Source organism: Paludisphaera rhizosphaerae, from assembly GCF_011065895.1.
GTDB lineage: Bacteria > Planctomycetota > Planctomycetia > Isosphaerales > Isosphaeraceae > Paludisphaera > Paludisphaera rhizosphaerae.
On the sequence record NZ_JAALCR010000010.1, the window covers coordinates 24,037 to 40,122 of the forward strand.

The 16,086-nt window shown below is 70.2% G+C and carries 12 protein-coding genes; 4 read left to right on the forward strand and 8 right to left on the reverse strand.

Annotated elements, in window-relative coordinates; translation table 11 throughout:
* Positions 1-26: 26 nt before the first annotated feature.
* The 3 genes from G5C50_RS14445 to G5C50_RS14455 are packed head-to-tail and all read left to right on the forward strand — an operon-like array spanning position 27 to position 4,840.
* Positions 27-1,388 (forward strand): DUF1501 domain-containing protein, encoded by a 1,362-nt coding sequence (locus G5C50_RS14445; RefSeq protein ID WP_165070567.1) that lies wholly within the window; start codon positions 27-29, stop codon positions 1,386-1,388.
* The gene (locus G5C50_RS14450) at positions 1,388-2,719 is read left to right on the forward strand and encodes a WD40 repeat domain-containing protein (protein ID WP_165070568.1); all 1,332 of its coding nucleotides are present in this window, start codon (positions 1,388-1,390) and stop codon (positions 2,717-2,719) included. Before G5C50_RS14445 ends, G5C50_RS14450 begins: the two co-directional genes overlap by 1 nt.
* A gap of 15 nt (positions 2,720-2,734) precedes the next feature.
* Positions 2,735-4,840, forward strand: coding sequence for a COG1470 family protein (locus tag G5C50_RS14455; protein ID WP_165070570.1), 2,106 nt, complete (start codon positions 2,735-2,737; stop codon positions 4,838-4,840).
* Positions 4,841-4,849: 9 nt separating this feature from the next.
* Here the strand turns inward: G5C50_RS14455 and hemL are convergent, their stop codons facing one another.
* The 8 genes from hemL to G5C50_RS14500 all read right to left on the reverse strand — a co-directional run bounded on the left by hemL (position 4,850) and on the right by G5C50_RS14500 (position 15,196).
* The gene (hemL, locus tag G5C50_RS14460) at positions 4,850-6,184 is read right to left on the reverse strand and encodes a glutamate-1-semialdehyde 2,1-aminomutase (RefSeq protein WP_165070862.1); all 1,335 of its coding nucleotides are present in this window, start codon (positions 6,182-6,184) and stop codon (positions 4,850-4,852) included.
* Positions 6,181-7,185, reverse strand: coding sequence for a porphobilinogen synthase (gene hemB, locus G5C50_RS14465; protein ID WP_165070571.1), 1,005 nt, complete (start codon positions 7,183-7,185; stop codon positions 6,181-6,183). The genes hemL and hemB overlap by 4 nt, the downstream gene beginning before the upstream one ends.
* Positions 7,186-7,698: 513 nt before the next feature.
* Entirely contained in the window at positions 7,699-10,857 is a 3,159-nt protein-coding gene (locus G5C50_RS32350) for an Rne/Rng family ribonuclease (RefSeq protein WP_206107707.1), read from the reverse strand.
* A gap of 102 nt (positions 10,858-10,959) precedes the next feature.
* Entirely contained in the window at positions 10,960-11,607 is a 648-nt protein-coding gene (locus G5C50_RS14480) for a TIGR03936 family radical SAM-associated protein (RefSeq protein ID WP_165070572.1), read from the reverse strand.
* A 309-nt stretch (positions 11,608-11,916) separates the two neighbouring features.
* Positions 11,917-13,770, reverse strand: a complete 1,854-nt coding sequence (gene ptsP, locus G5C50_RS14485; protein WP_165070573.1) for a phosphoenolpyruvate--protein phosphotransferase — start codon at positions 13,768-13,770, stop codon at positions 11,917-11,919.
* On the reverse strand, positions 13,767-14,114 hold the full coding sequence (locus tag G5C50_RS14490) for an HPr family phosphocarrier protein (protein ID WP_165070574.1): 348 nt from the start codon (positions 14,112-14,114) through the stop codon (positions 13,767-13,769). Before G5C50_RS14490 ends, ptsP begins: the two co-directional genes overlap by 4 nt.
* Positions 14,115-14,193: 79 nt before the next feature.
* Positions 14,194-14,664, reverse strand: coding sequence for a PTS sugar transporter subunit IIA (locus tag G5C50_RS14495; protein WP_165070575.1), 471 nt, complete (start codon positions 14,662-14,664; stop codon positions 14,194-14,196).
* A gap of 175 nt (positions 14,665-14,839) precedes the next feature.
* Positions 14,840-15,196: an HPF/RaiA family ribosome-associated protein gene (locus G5C50_RS14500; protein WP_165070576.1), complete on the reverse strand. Its 357-nt coding sequence runs from the start codon at positions 15,194-15,196 to the stop codon at positions 14,840-14,842.
* Positions 15,197-15,462: 266 nt separating this feature from the next.
* Between G5C50_RS14500 and G5C50_RS14505 the strand changes: the two genes are divergently transcribed.
* Complete coding sequence (locus tag G5C50_RS14505) at positions 15,463-16,005, forward strand: PadR family transcriptional regulator (protein WP_165070577.1); 543 nt, start codon at positions 15,463-15,465, stop codon at positions 16,003-16,005.
* Positions 16,006-16,086: the final 81 nt, after the last annotated feature.

The window sequence follows — 16,086 nt, forward strand, 5'->3', positions numbered from 1 at the left end:
CCTCGGCCGGTCGGGAGGGCTTCGTCATGCTCGACATCCGCTACGGCGCCTTGACCCGCACCTGCGACGGCGTCGGCCGTCGCGATTTCCTTCGAGTCGGGACGTTCGGTCTGCTGGGTCTCTCCGCGGCCGACTGGCTCGCGCTGCGGGCTCGGGGCGAGGTCGCCCCCGCGCCTCGGGCGCGGTCGGTGATCCAACTCTGGATGGGGGGCGGCCCGTCGCAGATCGACACCTTCGACCCCAAGCCCGACGCCCCCGAGGCGATCACCGGGCCGCTTCGCAAGCCCGTCCAGACGAAGGTGCCGGGGACGTTCATCAGCCAGCTCCTGCCGAAGCTCGCCGAACAGGCCGACAAGTTCACGATCCTCCGCGGCATGACTCACGGCAACAACAGCCATGAGACGGCGACCTACATGATGATGACCTGCACGAGCCCGACCGACGACGTCGTCTATCCGACGGTCGGCTCGGTCGTCGCGCAGCTTCGCGCTCCCGGCGGCTCGACGGCCAACGGCCTGCCTCCTTACGTCACCTTGACCCAGCCTCTGGGAAGGATCTCCGAGGCGGGCTTCCTCGGCTCGTCTGCCAGGAGCTTCGCCACCGGCGGAGACCCCAACTCGAAGGACTTCCGCGTTCAGGGGTTGGTTCCGCCTCGCGGTGCGACCAACGAGCGGATCCAGCAGCGTCGCGGCCTCGTCGCGACACTCGACGCGATGGCCCGCGAGGTCGAGGACGATCCCGCCTCGCGCGAGCTGGACGCACACCGCGGCAAGGCCTACGACCTGATCCTCGGCGACGCTCGCAAGGCCTTCGACCTCTCCGGCGAGAAGGACGAACTCCGCGATCGCTACGGCCGCAACCCGTTCGGCCAGAGCTGCCTGCTGGCTCGTCGGCTTGTGGAGCACGGCGTCCCCTTCGTCACCATCAACATGGGCGGTTGGGACACCCACACCGACAACTTCGGGGCTCTGGAGAAGCGGCAGGCGCCGACGCTCGACGGCGGTTTCGCCACGCTGCTCGCCGACCTGGCCGACCGTGGGCTGCTCGATTCGACCATCGTCCTCTGGTACGGCGAGTTCGGCCGCACGCCTCAGGTCCAGGCCGCGCCGCCGTGGTTCGGCGGTCGGCACCACTTCGGCGCGGTCTTCTCGGCGGTGGTCGCCGGCGGCGGATTCCAGGGGGGGCATGTCCTCGGCTCCAGCGACGCCCGAGGCGAGCGCCTCAAGGATCGGCCGATCTACCCGTGGGACCTCTCGGCCAGCATGTACCAGTTGCTGGGGATTGACCCGATGGGTCGCCTGCCGCATCCGCTCGGCTGCGTGGCTCACGTCACCCCCTTGAGCGCCGGCGACGTCCCGACCGGGGGCGTGCTCAAGGAGATCATGTGATGAGGACGGTCATGAACCGCGCCGCCTTGCGCCTCGTCGCTCTGGCGTTCGTGCTGCCGGCCGGGGGACTCGTGGCGGCCGCTCCCCCGTCGTCGGGCGGCTCTGCTGCGCCGTCGAGCGTGCTGGAGATCGCGACGTCGGCCGGCGCGCCGTTGAAGATCCGCCGGGGGGCGTTTGCGCCGGCCTCGGCGCTGGCGTTCTCGCCCGACGGTCGGAGGCTGGCCTCGGGCGGTTACGGCGAGGTCCTGCTCTGGGACGTCGCCGCCGGCCGGATCGGCTCGCGGGCGGGAGCCGGGAAGATCGCGGGCCAGGTGCGGGCGGTCGTGTTCGTGGACGCGGGAACGCTCGCTGTTGCGGCCGGCGGCGAGGGGCCCGTCCTGCTCGATGCGGCCACGGGCGCAGTGAAGCCCGCGTTGAAGGAGACGCTGGGCGACGTCGTCTCGCTGGCTCGGGGCGAGGGCGGCCTGATCGCGGCGGGGTCGGCGGGCGGCAAGGTTCGCGTCTGGAAGGGGGGCGGCGACCCCGTCGCGAGGATCGACGTCCCCGGCTCGGCGGTCGACCTGGCGTTCAGTCCGGACGGCGGGTTGCTGGCCGTCGCGACGGGCGATCGCCAGTTGAAGCTCTACCGGACGGGCGATTGGGGGCAGGAGCGATGGTTCCCGCTCGACGGGCCGCCGACCGCCGTGGCCTTCAGCCCGGGCGACGGCTCTTCCCTGATCACCTGCGTCGGCGGACCCACGGGACGAGGCGTTCGGATTCGGGTGAAGTCGACCGAGGAACCGACGACGAAGGCCGCGCGCAAGGCGGCCGCTGCGACGCCCGCCGAACCCTACGCCTCGCCCCCGCGCAAGGTCGATCTGGGCGGCGGCCTGCCCATCGCCGCGGCGTTCCATCCCGCGAACGGCCGACTGTACGTCGCCCTGGCGGATCATACGGTCCGCGTCGTGACCTCGGGAGGATCGGTCGCGAACACCCTGCGCGGGCATGCGGAGAGCGTGTCCGCGGTCGCCGTCGACCCGGAAGGGCTGCTCGTCGCCACGGCAGGGGCTGAAGGGGCGGTCAAGTTGTGGGACGCCCGCAAGGACGCCCTGCTGGCGACGCTCGTGCCGCTGGCTCAGGGGACCGGCGGCTGGCTCGTCGCCACGCCGAAGGGGGAGTTCGACGCCTCCGACGCCGCCGTGGTCGTCGCCGATGACGCCGCGAAACGCACCCCCGCGCCAGAGGCCGTTCATCGCGCTTTGGAGTCTGTACGCCCCGCCAAACCGGCGCCCGCGGCCAGGCCGGCCGAGGTCAAGAAGGCCGAGCGGCCCGGCCGGAAGAAGCTGCATTGAAAAGGGGAAACGACCATGAGGCCCGCCGCTCGCATCGCTTGCATCGCCGCCGGTTTGACGCTCTGTCTCGCCTTCGCACTCACGTCGACGCCGACGACGAGCGCCGGGGCGGCCGACCAACCGAAGACCAAGGCCGCGCAAACGAAGAAGGCCAGGAGCGGACGCTCGGCCGCGCCGTCGATCGCCTACGTCTTCCCGGCGGGCGGAGCCCGGACGGCCCGGGTGCAGGCGACCGTGACGGGGACGAATCTGAAGACGTCGACCGATGTGCGGGTCTCGGGCGGAGGCGTCTCGGGCAAGATCGTTGGAGAGCCCTCGGCGACGTCAGCGAAGATCGAGCTTGAAGTAGCGGCCGACGCCGAGTTGGGTGAGCGAGACCTGCGGCTCCTGGGGCCGGGGGGCGTCTCCAACCGCTATCGCTTCTTCGTCGGCGACCACCGCGAGATCCTGGAGGCCGAGCCCAATGCGCTGGCGACGCCGCAGTCGCTCGGCGACCTTCCGGTGGTCGTCAATGGCCAGATCACGGAGACCGACCGCGACGTTTTCCGGTTCCAGGCGAAGGCCGGCCAGACGCTTGTCTTCGACGTCTCGGCCCGTCGCGTGAAGCCGTTCATCGCCGATGCGGTTCCGGCCTGGCTGGAGTCGTCGCTCGTGCTGTACGGGCCTGGGAATCGAAAGATCGTCGAGGCCGCCGACTTCCGCTTCCGGCCCGACCCCCTGCTGATCCACCGCGTTGAGGCCGACGGTGAATACGCGATCGAGATTCGCGACGAGTTGACCCGCGGCCGGGGGGATTTCGTTTACCGCCTGGACGTGGGGGAGCTTCCTCGGATCACCCACGCGTTTCCGCTGGGCGTGCGTCGGGGAGAGTCGACGACCCTTGAACTCTTCGGCGCGAACCTGCCGGAATCGACCTTCACTCTGAACGTCCCGCCCGACGCCCCATCTCGGATCGAGATCGTCCGCGAAAACCGAGGGCTGCACTCGAACGCCCTGCCGATCGCCGTCTGCGACTGGCCGGCGACGGCCGAACGGGAGTCGTCCAACGCGCCGCCGCAGGAGGTCGCAATTCCGACGGCCGTCGACGGTCGCATCGATCGGCCCGGCGACGTCGATCGGTTCCTCGTCGCGGTCCCTCCCGATCGTCGTCGCCTCCTGTTCGAGATCCAGGCGCGAAGGTTTGAGTCGCCGCTCGATGCCCTGCTGACGATCTTCGACGAGAAGGGGAACGTCGTGGCGGAGAACGACGACGAGATCGACGCTCGGCTGCCGCTCCTCACGCATCAGGCCGACCCTCGGCTGATCCGGGACCTCTCTCCCGGCAAGTACGTCGTCCAGGTCCGCGACGCCCAACTCGCGGGGGGCGATTCGTATGGCTATCGCCTGCTGATCGGGCCGCCTCAGCCGGATTATTCGCTGCGGGTCACGCCCGACAACCTGCGCATGGGGCCAGGCGAGACCGTCGTGGTCAACGTCGACGCCCTCCGTCTGGACGGCCACGCGGCCGAGATCGCGATCGACGTTCAAGGCTTGCCGCCGGGTTTCTCGGCGAGCGACGCGACGCTCGCGCCGGGGCAGAACCAGGCGGCGTTGACCATCACCGCGCCTGCAGGCGCAACGCCGGGCGTCTGCACGCCGAGGATCGTCGGCACGGCGAACGAAGGCGGCAAGTCCGTCGTCCGCACGGCTGACGCCGCCGAGACGGTGATGCAGGCTTTCACCTGGAGCCACACGATCCCGTGTCGAGAATACTCGCTGGCGATTGTCGAGGCTCCCGAACCCCTGTTCGCCCTGACGGCGGATCGGCCCGCCGAGGGATCGATCCAACTGCCCGCCGGCGGCGAGGTCGAGGTCAAGGTGAAGGTCGTCCGCGGTCCCGAGGTTCCCGGCCCCGTCGCGCTCACGGCCCTCGGCCTGCCGCCGGGCGTGACGGCCAAGCCCGGCCTGATCGACGCCGACAAATCGGAGGGCGTTTTGACCCTGACCGCCGCTCTTCGCGTCAAAGCGGGCCTGCGCCAGAACGTCGTGATTCGTGGATCGATCCGGACGACCGGCCGCAACAGCGTGACGCAAGTGGTGCCGGCCATTCCGTTCGTCGTCGCCCCAGCGAAGACGCCGTGAGACGACGGCTCAGGCCCGAGCCGCCGCCAGGGCCTCGCGGGCGGCGGCGATGGTGTGGTCGACGTCGGCCTCGGTGTGGGCGGCGGAGACGAAGGCGGCCTCGAACTGGCTGCACGGGAGGTAGACGCCCCGGGCGAGCATCTCCCAGAAGAAGCGGGCGAATAGGGCCGTGTCGGACCGCTTGGCGTCCTCGTAGTCGTGGATCGGGCCGTCGTGGAAGAAGAGGGTGAGCATGCTCCCCACGCGCTGAACGACGTGCGGCACGCCTGCGTCGCGTGCGGCCTTCTCCAGTCCGTCGGCGAGCTTCGCGGAGAGGGCTTCCAGGCGGTCGTAGACTCCCGGCTCGCGGAGCAGATTCAGCGTGGCCAGGCCGGCGGCCATGGCCAGCGGGTTGCCGGACAGCGTGCCGGCCTGGTAGATGGGGCCGGTCGGCGAGACCTTCGTCATGATCTCGCGTGAGGCTCCGTACGCCGCCGCCGGCAGTCCGCCGCCGATGATCTTCCCCAGCGCGGTGACGTCGGGCGTGACGCCGAAGCGTTCCTGCGCCCCGCCGTAGGCGACGCGGAAGCCCGTCATCACCTCATCGAAGATCAGCAGCGTCCCGTGCTGGGTGGTCAGCTCGCGGAGGGCCTCCAGGTAGCCGGGCCTGGGCGGCACGAGGCCCATGTTGCCGGCGATCGGCTCCAGCAGGACGGCGGCGACCTGGCCGGGGTTGGCTTCGAGAAGCTTGCGGACGGCGTCGGCGTCGTTGAACGGGCAGAGGAGGGTGTCGGCCGCCGCGCCCGGGGTGACGCCTGGGCTGTTGGGGACGCCCAGCGTGGTCGCGGCCGAGCCCGCCTGGATCAGCAGGCAATCGGCGTGGCCGTGGTAGCAGCCGGCCATCTTCACGATCTTGTCCCGGCCGGTGAAGCCCCGCGCCACGCGGATCGCGGACATCGTCGCCTCGGTCCCGGACGAGACGAATCGGCACATCTCGATCGACGGGACGGCCGCCGCGACGGCCTCGGCGATCTCGGCCTCGCGCTCCGTGGGGGCCCCGAAGCTGGAGCCGAGCGCCAGGGCCTCGGAAACCGCCGCGGTCACCTTCGGGTGGGTGTGGCCGACGATCATCGGGCCCCACGAGCCGATGTAGTCGATGTAGCGATGGCCGTCGACGTCGAACAGGTACGCGCCATGGGCTTCCGCCATGAACGGCGGCTCACCGCCGACGGCGCCGAAGGCCCGCGCGGGGCTGTTGACGCCGCCGGGGATCACCTTCGACGCGCGGGCGAACGCGGCGGAGCTTTTGGGCAAGTCGTAACCGGGGACGGAGCGGGCGGGGGTGGTCATGGCGGGTTGATTCAACCTTGCTGGAGCCATCGGGCGACGTCGGGGGCGTGGTACGTCAGGATCATGTCGATCCCCGCGCGTTTGAAGCCGGTGAGCGTCTCCAGGACGATCCGCCGCTCGTCGATCCAGCCCCGCTCGGCGGCGGCCTTGATGATGGCGTATTCGCCCGAGACGTTGTACGCCGCCAGCGGGACGCGGAACTCGTCCTTCAAGCGGCGGGCGACGTCGAGGTAGGCCAGCGCCGGCTTGACCATGATGACGTCGGCGCCTTCGGCCAGGTCGAGCGCCGCCTCACGGACGGCCTCGTCGCCGTTGGCCGGATCCATCTGGTAGCTGCGGCGATCGCCGAAGCTGGGGGCGCTCTCGGCCGCCTCGCGGAAGGGGCCGTAATACGCGCTCGCGAACTTGGACGAGTAGGCCATGATCGGGATGTGCGTGAATCCCGATCCGTCCAGCCCGGCACGGATGGCTCGGACCATGCCGTCCATCATCCCTGAGGGGGCGATGACGTCGGCCCCGGCCTTGCAGTGGCTGACGGCCTGCTCGGCCAGCTTCGGCAGCGTGGCGTCGTTGTCGACGTCCATCCGGCCGGCGACCTCGTGGAGCGGCCCGCAGTGGCCGTGGTCGGTGTATTCGCAGAAGCAGAGGTCGGTAATCGTGAGGAGTTCGGGCGAGCGCTTCTTGATGAGCCGCACGGCCTCCTGAACGATCCCGTCGTCCCGGAGCGCAGCCGAGCCGTGGGCGTCCTTGTGCTCGGGGATGCCGAACAGCATGACGCCGGGGATCTTCAGCTCGACGACCTGGTCGATCAGCTCGGGGAGCCGGTCAAGCGACCACTGGCGCTGGCCGGGCATCGAGGGGATCTCACGCGAGATATTCTTCCCGTGATAGACGAACAGAGGATAGATCAGGTCGTCCCGCGTCAGGACGTTCTCGCGCGCCAGGTCGCGGAGTCGAGGGTGGCTCCGGAGGCGTCGCGGGCGGTGGGTGGGGTATCCGGCGGTGGGGTCGAACATGGGGAGTGTTCCAGGGCGGAGCGAAGGAAGGAGGCTTCCCCCCTCGACGATCGGCTCGGCCTGAGTCCCCTCTCCCGCCGGGAGAGGGTGGCCCGAAGAGCCGGGTGAGGGTCGTCGGACTGGCGAGCATAGTACTGGAGGCGAGGACGTCTTCACCCTGGAGGGGGAAGACGGACCGCGAAGCGGTCAGATGAGGGGGACGACCGCCGAGGAGTTCTCAGTTGGCAGTTCTCAGCTCTCAGATGTTTGGACTCATGTCCCTCTCTGGCAACTGACAACTGACAACTCCTGAGCGGATACCTTCCTCCTGCAGGGGGGAAGGCCGTTATGGTCCCGGATTTCATCCGACGTGCCCTCCGAAATCCCACGACCCTCACCCGCCGCTGCGCGGCTGCCCTCTCCCGGGGGGAGAGGGGACTACAGAGCATCGCTTGAGACGGGTATGGAACGGGTTGGAGGAGCACGCCGGCCGCCCCTCCGGGTTGCGGAGGGGCGACCAGAATCGACCGCGGCTTAGTGGCCGCGGCGGTGGTGATGGTGGCCGGCGGAGGGGCTCGGCATGACCCGGACCTCGCCGTTGTTGGCGTCGAAGCACTCGATCTGGAGGTGCTCCGCGGCGACGCCTTCCTTGAAGTTGATCATCACGGACATGCCGGTTTCGGCCTCGATCCGGGCGATCGCCTTCCGCTTACGGTTGTTGAGGTAGGTCGCGACGGCGGAGCCGACGGTGACCTGGATCTTCCGCACGTCCTCGCGGTGCGAGGCCAGGGCGATGATCCGCATGACGTCGATTGCCATGCTCTCGGCCGACTTGACGACGCCGGCGCCGTTGCAGTTCGGGCAGTCCTCGTACACCGACCGCTTCAGGCTGGGCCGGATCCGCTGGCGGGTCATCTCGATCAGGCCGAAGGCGCTCATGCGGAGCACCTTGGTGCGGGCCCGATCGCGCTTGATGGCCTCGCGGAGAGCCCGTTCGACGCCCCGACGGTGGCGCTCTTCACGCATGTCGATGAAGTCGTTGACGATGACTCCGCCGAGGTCACGCAGCCGGAGCTGCCGGGCGATCTCCTTGGCGGCCCGCAGGTTCATCTCGTAGGCCGTGCGCTCGGCGTCGTCCTCGACCCGGAAGTTGCCCGAGTTGACGTCGATGGCGACGAGGGCCTCGGTCTGGTCGATGACGATCGAGCCGCCTTCCGGCAGCGGGACGTGCCGGCGCTGGATCTTGGCGATCTCGTCCTCGATCCCGTACTTGTGGAAGAGGGGGATCTTCTCGTCGTAGAGCTTGACCCGGTTGGCGAACCGAGGCATCACCACGCGGAGGAACTCCTGAGCCCGCTCGAAGGCGGCCGGCTCGTCGATCCAGATGGTGTCGATCTCGGACGTGAAGACGTCCCGGATGGTCCGGGTGATCATGTCCGATTCCTGGTAGATCGGGGCCGGGCCCTTGGTCTTCTTGATGCGGCGGAGGATGACCTTCCAGAGCCGCAGCAGGTAGGCCAGGTCGCGGGCCAGCTCGCGCTTGGACCGCTCCAGGCCGGCGGTCCGGACGATGAAGCCGAGCCCCTTGGGCGGGTTCAGCTCGTGCATGATCTCGCGGAGCTTGCGGCGCTGGCCCTCGTCGACGATCTTGCGCGAGACGCCGACGCGGTTGAGCCCCGGCATCAGGACGAGGTAACGCCCGGGGATGCTGATGTAGGTGGAGAGGGTCGGCCCCTTGGTGCCGATGCTCTCCTTGATGCACTGGACGAGGACCTCGTCGCCGCGGCGGAAGACCTCCTGGATGGGAGGCTTGGACGCGCCTCGGCCGCCTCGGCCCTCGCCGCGATGGGGGCGGGCTTCGACGGGGCCGCGCAGGCCCATCTCGCGCTCCAGAACCTCGATCTCCTCGATCTCCTTGCGGATCTCCTGCTCCAGCTCGGGGTCGATCTCCTCCTCGACGGCCGGCGGGGCGTCGTCGTGGTCGTGATCGTGGAGGTCGTCGGCGTCGCCGATCAGGTCGTCGAAGACGTCGACGTCTTCGCGTTCCAGGCGGCTGCTGGGGCGACGGCGGGCGGGCTCGCGGAACGAGACCTCTTCTTCTTCGTCGGCGACGTCGGCCGACTCGTCGGCCGTGGACGGCGTTTCGAGGCTCTCCGGACGCTCGCGATCGCGGCGACGGCCGCGGCGGCGGCGACGGCGGGTGCGGCCCTCGGAACGGCCCGTCCCAGACTCGGTTTCGCCTTCGCCCTCGGCCTCGGCCTCGGCCTCAACCTCTTCCTCGACTCCCGCGCCGAAGCCGCGGACGTCGTCTTCGGGGGGCTCGTAGCCGCGGGGGGCGGGCTGGTCGCCGAAGTCGTAGTCGGACGTCTTCAGGCGTTCGCGGCGGGGGACGTAGCCGGGCTCGCCGGCGCGGTCGTGGGCTCGCTGCCGGCTCGGCCGCTCGGGCCGTTCGCGGTCGCGCTCGCGTTCGACCTCGGGTTCGGCGGGCGAGCGGTAAGGGGATTCGATCTCGGCGGCTGGCCGGGTCCGCCGCGAGGGGGGAGCCGGAGGCTCAGCGGCCGGCGGCGGGGTGGTCGGGACGACCTCGCGGGGACGCAGGTCGGGACGGTCGCCGCCCCGGGAACGGATCGCCGCCCGGCCGCCTCGGCGTCGCGGCGGGGCCTCGGAGCCGAAGTCGGAAGGTTCTTCGTCCGAGACGGGCGAGGGGGCCTCGAACTCGACGGGTTCGAGCGTCTCCTCTTCGGGGACCGGCGGACGCGAGGCCCGGCCGCGGCCGTTGCCTCGGCGAGGCCGTTCGCGACGGGAGGGCGACGGAGCCGGCTCGAACGAGTCCTCGCGCTCCGGCTCGCGCTCGGGCAGGGGCTCGCGCTCGACCTCGCGCGCCGGGCCGCGGCCGCGGGCGACGGCCGGTTCGTGGTCGCCGAACAGGGAGCGGGGACGGCCGCGGTCGTCGCGCTCGAAGCCGAGTCCCAGGTCGGGCTCGGGCTCGGCCGGCGGCGTCGGCGACTGCCGACGGGCGGTGCGGTTCGGGGGAAGGTCGGCCTCGGCCGGCTCGGGCTCGTCGCGGCGAGAGGTTCGTCCCCACCGCGATTCGAGCGGATCGCTCTCAACGTCGCGGTCGTATTCGGTCGACTTGGACCAGGAGGTCGGGCCCGCCTCGCGGCCTCGTCCGCGGTCCTCGTCCTCGAAGGCGGGCTCGCGATGGGCTTCGGGGGGCGGCGGCGGGGTGAAGTCGTCGTCGTGGCCCTCGACGAGTCCCTCGCCGAAGTTGCGCGGCGACTCCGAACGGTCGCGGCGTCCCTTCACGGACAGATCGGGCCGTTCGCGATCACGATCGCGGTCCCGATCACGGCGGCGGGGCTCGCGGTCGCGATCACGCGAGGGTTCGCGGGAGCGGGGCGGGGCGGGGGGCTCGAAGTCGTCCCCTTCGTCGTCGGCGGAGGCGCCGTGGCGGTCGTAGTACTGGGCCTCGACGTCGGAGACGTGGAGAAAGCCGTTGCGGCCGACCGAGAAGTCGACGAACGCGGCCTGGATGGCCGGCTCCAGGTTGACGATCTTGCCTTTGTAGATATTGCCGGTATAGCTCTCGTGGCTGGTGCGCTCAACGTAGAGCTCTTCCAGCACGCCGTTCTCGATGATGGCGATCCGGCACTCCTCCGGCTGGAGCACGTTGATCAGCATTTCTTTCTTCATGCGCTGTCTTCCGGTGTGGCTGCGGTTAGCGGTGATCGTTACGGCGGTCGGTCCTTGGGGACGCAACCCGGCGGTCGGCTTTGGTTCGGGGACGGGACGGGGTCAGTCGGCCAGCTCCACGCGGGTGCGCGTCAGGAAGGCGCCTTCTTCGAGAAGGTCGCGGACTTCCAGGCATTCGAGCACCTCTTCGGGGCGGACCGAGCCGTCGGAGGACGTCTTCAGTCGGATGCGGAGAGTCCCGTCTTCGGTCAGTTCGGCGGCGAGCAGGAGCGGTCGCATGTCAAGGACGACGTCGCGCTTCCGATCCGGTCGCTGCCGGGTGATGATGCGGCTTTCAGACCGCAAAAGGGCGTCGAGGGCGGCGGCCAGGGAGGCCCGGCGCGGCCCGGGGATGGGGATCTCATACTCGGCCCACGCGGGACGAGGAGCGGACGCGGAGGATTCCAGCGCCCCGGCCTCCAGCCATTCGATCCCCGGAGGGGAGGCGGCGGCCAGGCGGCCCTTCAGCGCGTCGGGGTCGGTCGGCTCGGTCAGTTCCAGATCGACGATCTCGCTTAGACCCTCGATTCCCAGGGCCATCGCCAGAGCGAAGGTGATCTTGGGGCGGGGCGAAAAGCCCTGTGACGACGCGATCGGCACGGCCGCGCGGCGGATCGTCCGCTCAAGGCAGCGCAGAAGGTCGTGGTGGCTGGTCAGGCGGAGGTCGCCGCGTTTGGCGAACCGGAGACGGACCTTGACGGCTGGAGTCATGGTTGCGAAGGCTTCGGCCGATCGGCCGGCGGATCAGTGCTGTCCCGGTCGGATCGTCGCTCAAGGGAGCGCGGCCACGGCGCCCGGCGTCGCTGTGAGCGAGGGCGTCTTCGTGGAGCGTTCGTCTCGGCTGGGATCGGGGGGGAGCCCGGTCGGCTGGTCTCGTTCGGGTCAGGGTGCGTGTTCGGCGTCAGTGTTCCCGGGGGCGTCGCTCTCCGTCGCCGCTGGGGGCTGGACGGAGGGGCCGGGCGGGAACCCGGGGGACGGTCGGTCGCGCGTTGCGGCGCGTCGGGTCGGGTGCGGCGTGGGTCAGCCGGCTGGGGCCGCGGCGGCCGTTTCGGCCGGCCGCAGGGCCGATTCCAGCAGGGCGACGACCTCGGCGGCGGTGTCGAGCCGCAGCGCCTCGGCGGCCACGGCCCGCGCCTGCTCAAGTCGCACGCCGCGGATCAGGCGGCGAACTTCCGGCAACTGGTGCGGCGGCATACTCAACTCGCGGACGCCCAGCCCCAGAAGCAAAATCGTGAACAGCAGCTCTCCGCCCATTGAGCCGCAGACGCCGCAGGGGATCCCCTGCGCCGATGCGGCCTCGACGACCCCGGCGATCAGGCGGAGGACGGCGGGATCGGCGGCGCTGTAGAGGTCGGCGACGGTCTCGTTGGTGCGGTCGACGGCCAGCGCGTACTGAATCAGGTCGTTGGTCCCGATGGAGAAGAAATCCACCTCCTTTGCGAATCGGTCGGCCATGATCGCGGCGGCCGGCACTTCCACCATGAGCCCCAGCGGCAGGGCCTCGCGAAGCGGGCGGCCCTCGGCGCGAAGCTCGGCGGCCACCTCGTCGAGGATGGCGCGAGCCTGGCGCAGCTCATTCAGGGTGGTGACGAGCGGCAGCAGCACGCGGACGTCCCCCAGGGCCGAGGCCCGCAGGATGGCGCGGAGCTGGGTTCGGAACAGCTCCGGGCGACGGAGCGAGAACCGCAGGCTGCGCAGACCCAAGGCGGGATTGGCCTCGACCCCTGCGTCAACGCCCAGGTGGGGGGCCAGCTTGTCGGCCCCCAGGTCGAGCGTCCGGATGACGACCGGGCGGCCTTCCTGGGTTTGGACCGCCTCGGCGTAGGCGGCGAACTGCTCGTCCTCGCTGGGGGGGGCGGGAGAGCGAAGGTACAGGAACTCCGTGCGGAAGAGGCCGACGCCGGCGGCCCCCCACTTGCGACTGGCGGCGGCCTCGTCGATGAACTCGATGTTGGCGTACAGGCCGATTTCAACGTCGTCGACCGTCGTCGCCGGCAGGCCCGTCTCGGCGGAGAGGGTCCGGTAGCGGGCCGTCCGCTCCTCGGCCGCGGCTCGGTGGCGGGCCAGGGTCTCGGGCGACGGGTCGAGGATGACGACGCCCTGTTCGCCGTCGACGATCGCCAGCCGGGTCGAGCGGGCGTGGTCGAGGGCCGGACCCAGGCCGACCACGGCCGGGATCTCGAGCGCCGCGGCGACGATCGCCGTGTGGCTCGCCCGGCCGCCGGCCTCGGTGGCGAAGCCCAGGACCCGCGTCGGGTCGAGTTGGGCCGCATCGCTGGGGGTCAGATCGTGGGTCAGCACCAGCGAGGGAGTTTCCAGCTCGTCCTGAAACGAGGCCGGCCGGCCTCCGGCGAGCTGGGCGACGATCCGCGCCTCGATGTCGCGGACGTCGGCGGCGCGGGCGGCCAGGTGGGAGTCGCTGAGGTTCTCCAGGCGTGAGGCGTGGGCCTCGAGCACCTCGATGACCGCGTGCTCCGCCGAGATCTGCAGTCGTTCGATCCGAGCGTGGGCGTCGGCCTTGAGCTGCGGATCCTGGATCATCGCCGCGTGCGCCGCGAGGATGTCGGCGTACTGACGGCCCAGCCGGCTGCGGGCCTCGGCCTCGGCCTCGGCACCCTCGGCGGCGGCGGCCGCGAGCGCCGCTTCGAGGCGGGCGATCTCGCCGGGGACGGCTTCCGGCGCAACCCTTCGGGGGGGGAGACGCAGGCCGCGACGGTCCAGCACCATGACCGGGCCGATGGCGATGCCCGGGCTCACGCCGATGCCCCGCAGCACCTGTTCGGCCGGCTCGGAAGCGGCCGAATCGCCGGGAGTCGGCGACTCGTGCGGTCGGACGCCCCGGTTCAGCGATGAGCCTTCGACCCCCAGGGTCATCGGGGAGGCTCCGCTTCGGGGACGGGGGCCGCGGGCGGATCGGCGATCGGTTCGCCGTCGTCGTCCTCGTAGAACCGCGCTTCGGCCAGGGCGGCCAGGGCGGCCACGGCTTCCTCGGCGTCGGGCCCTCGGGCCTCGACCTCCAGCTTTGAGCCGCACTCCGCGGCCAGCGAGGTCAGGTCGAGGATGCTCTTGCCGTTGAAGTCGCCGCCGTTGTAGTGGACCCGCACGTCCGACCGATACCGCAACGCGAGCTTCACGAACTTGTCGGCGGGCCGCAGGTGGAGGCCCAGACTGTTCGCGATCTCGATCCAGCGGCGGGCGACGGTCGTTTCGTGGATCATGCGGGGGGCTCGATCGGCATGCATGCCAGGCCGGGCCGGGCCGGCGGGTGCGGCGTTCGTCGGGTCTCGTCGACGCAGATCAGACGGCGGCCCCGTCGGCCTCTTCAAGCACCTCGACGACCTGCTGGGGCGACTTCGACTGCCGGAGGAAGCTGACGAAGCGCTCGTCCTTCAGGTGCCGCGAGATGTTTTCCAGCGCCCGAAGGTGGTCGCCCGGTTGGTTGTGGGGGGAGACCAGAAGGAAGAAGATGTCGACCGGTTCGCCGTCCAGGGCCGCGAAATCGACCCCCTGGGGGGACAGCGCCACGGTGCCGATCAGCCGTTGAAGCGTGGGATGGCGGGTGTGGGGGACCGCTACGCCCATGCCGATCCCCGTGGAGCCCAGCTCCTCGCGGTTCAGGATGGCTCGGATCACGCTTTCCACGTCGCCGTCGGCGAGCTGGCCGGCGGAGTTGAGGCCGGCGACCATCTCGCGGATCGCCGCTTCCTTCGTCGTGGCCTTGAGGTCCACAATAATGCTGTCTCGGACCACGAAATCCAATAACTTCATCCGCCCCTCCATCGACGGGCCGCCAGGCCGATCGTTTCATCATCGTCTCGCCGGCGTCGCCCGCCCCGCCGGGAAGGTCGGGACTCGCGCCAGGCGGGGGCGCCCGTGCGGCGCCCGAATCTCAAGGCTGGGGACGTCCTTCGGGGTCGATCCGACGGCGTCCGGGACCGGTCGATCAGTCCCCCTCGCCGGGGTGCTCCGGGCCGGTCGCCCGCGCGGAGCCGCCGCTCTGGGGGACGTCGCCTTTGTGGTTCTGAATCTTTTCTTTATAGCGGCGGAGCTGAGTCTCGATCTTATGCAGACACTGGTCCGTCGCAGCTTCCAGCGTCGGTCCCGTCTCGGTCGCCACGAAGTCGTTCTTGTGCTCGGCGGACACCTGGAACTCCACGTTCCAGACGCCCTTTTCCTGCAAGGTCGCGATCTCGATCGACATCAGCCGACCGAATTTGGTCAGCTTGCCCGCCTTCTCTTCCAGACGCTCGCGCTGGGCAGGGGCCAGCTCGCCGTGTCGCGTCGAGATCTTGATCTGCACCCGTCGGCTCCTTCTCTATCGCCGGCCCGCGGGCCGGGAGAGGGCTCGCATCCAGACGGCGGAACTTCTGATCCACCTTAACCTCCGGTTCACGCGAAGGTCAAGTCACCTTCCCCCACCCTCCCGCGTCCCGCGGCGATCTCGCCCACCACTTTCGCCTCTTGAAGAAACGATATATCGCGATACTATAACGATGGCACGGCGAGACGTACCCGAGTGGGTCGGCCGGTCGTGCGGACCACGAGAAACCACAGGGTTAAGAATCAATGTGCGGACGGCATCGACACGGACACGGACACGGGCACGGACACGGACGGCATCGCCACGGACATGAGCACGGCGGCTTCGGCCGGGGACCGGGCTGGGGATTCGGAGAGGGCCCGCGGGCGCGCCGGGGGGACGTCAAGTTCTTCATTCTTGAGGTGCTGGCCGACGGCCCGAGGCACGGCTATGACGTGATCGCGGCGATGGAGGCCAAGAGCGGCGGCCGTTATCGCCCGAGCCCCGGCTCGGTTTACCCGACGCTCCAGCTCCTGGAGGAAGGCGGCTTCGCAACTTCGGAGACGGTCGACGGCAAGCGCGTTTACACGATCACGGACGCCGGCCGCGCCTTGCTTCAGGAGAAGAAGGCTCCCGCAGCCGAGCCCGAGCGTCCCGAGGCCGAAGACCTTCGTGGGGCGTTCATGCAACTCGCCCAGGCGGTCCGTCAGGCCGCCAGCGTCACGCCGTCGGAGCAGCATGCCCAGATTCGCGAGATCCTCGTCAACGCTCGTCGCGAGGTCTATAAGCTCCTGGCCGCGGCCGACTGACTGACCGACCGTTCAGGAGCACGCAGGCGGCCGAGCCGGCGTTGGAAGACCGGCTCGGCGGCGGCGATTCAGGGGCGACCC

What these genes read in the sequence shown, in the direction of transcription:
- G5C50_RS14490 (WP_165070574.1), bottom strand. Translation starts at nt 14,114, where the DNA reads ATGATCCACGAAACGACCGTCGCCCGCCGCTGGATCGAGATCGCGAAC.
- G5C50_RS32350 (WP_206107707.1), bottom strand. Translation starts at nt 10,857, where the DNA reads ATGAAGAAAGAAATGCTGATCAACGTGCTCCAGCCGGAGGAGTGCCGG.
- hemB (WP_165070571.1), bottom strand. Translation starts at nt 7,185, where the DNA reads ATGTTCGACCCCACCGCCGGATACCCCACCCACCGCCCGCGACGCCTC.
- G5C50_RS14455 (WP_165070570.1), top strand. Translation starts at nt 2,735, where the DNA reads ATGAGGCCCGCCGCTCGCATCGCTTGCATCGCCGCCGGTTTGACGCTC.
- ptsP (WP_165070573.1), bottom strand. Translation starts at nt 13,770, where the DNA reads ATGACCCTGGGGGTCGAAGGCTCATCGCTGAACCGGGGCGTCCGACCG.
- G5C50_RS14445 (WP_165070567.1), top strand. Translation starts at nt 27, where the DNA reads ATGCTCGACATCCGCTACGGCGCCTTGACCCGCACCTGCGACGGCGTC.
- G5C50_RS14450 (WP_165070568.1), top strand. Translation starts at nt 1,388, where the DNA reads ATGAGGACGGTCATGAACCGCGCCGCCTTGCGCCTCGTCGCTCTGGCG.
- G5C50_RS14495 (WP_165070575.1), bottom strand. Translation starts at nt 14,664, where the DNA reads ATGAAGTTATTGGATTTCGTGGTCCGAGACAGCATTATTGTGGACCTC.
- G5C50_RS14505 (WP_165070577.1), top strand. Translation starts at nt 15,463, where the DNA reads ATGTGCGGACGGCATCGACACGGACACGGACACGGGCACGGACACGGA.
- G5C50_RS14480 (WP_165070572.1), bottom strand. Translation starts at nt 11,607, where the DNA reads ATGACTCCAGCCGTCAAGGTCCGTCTCCGGTTCGCCAAACGCGGCGAC.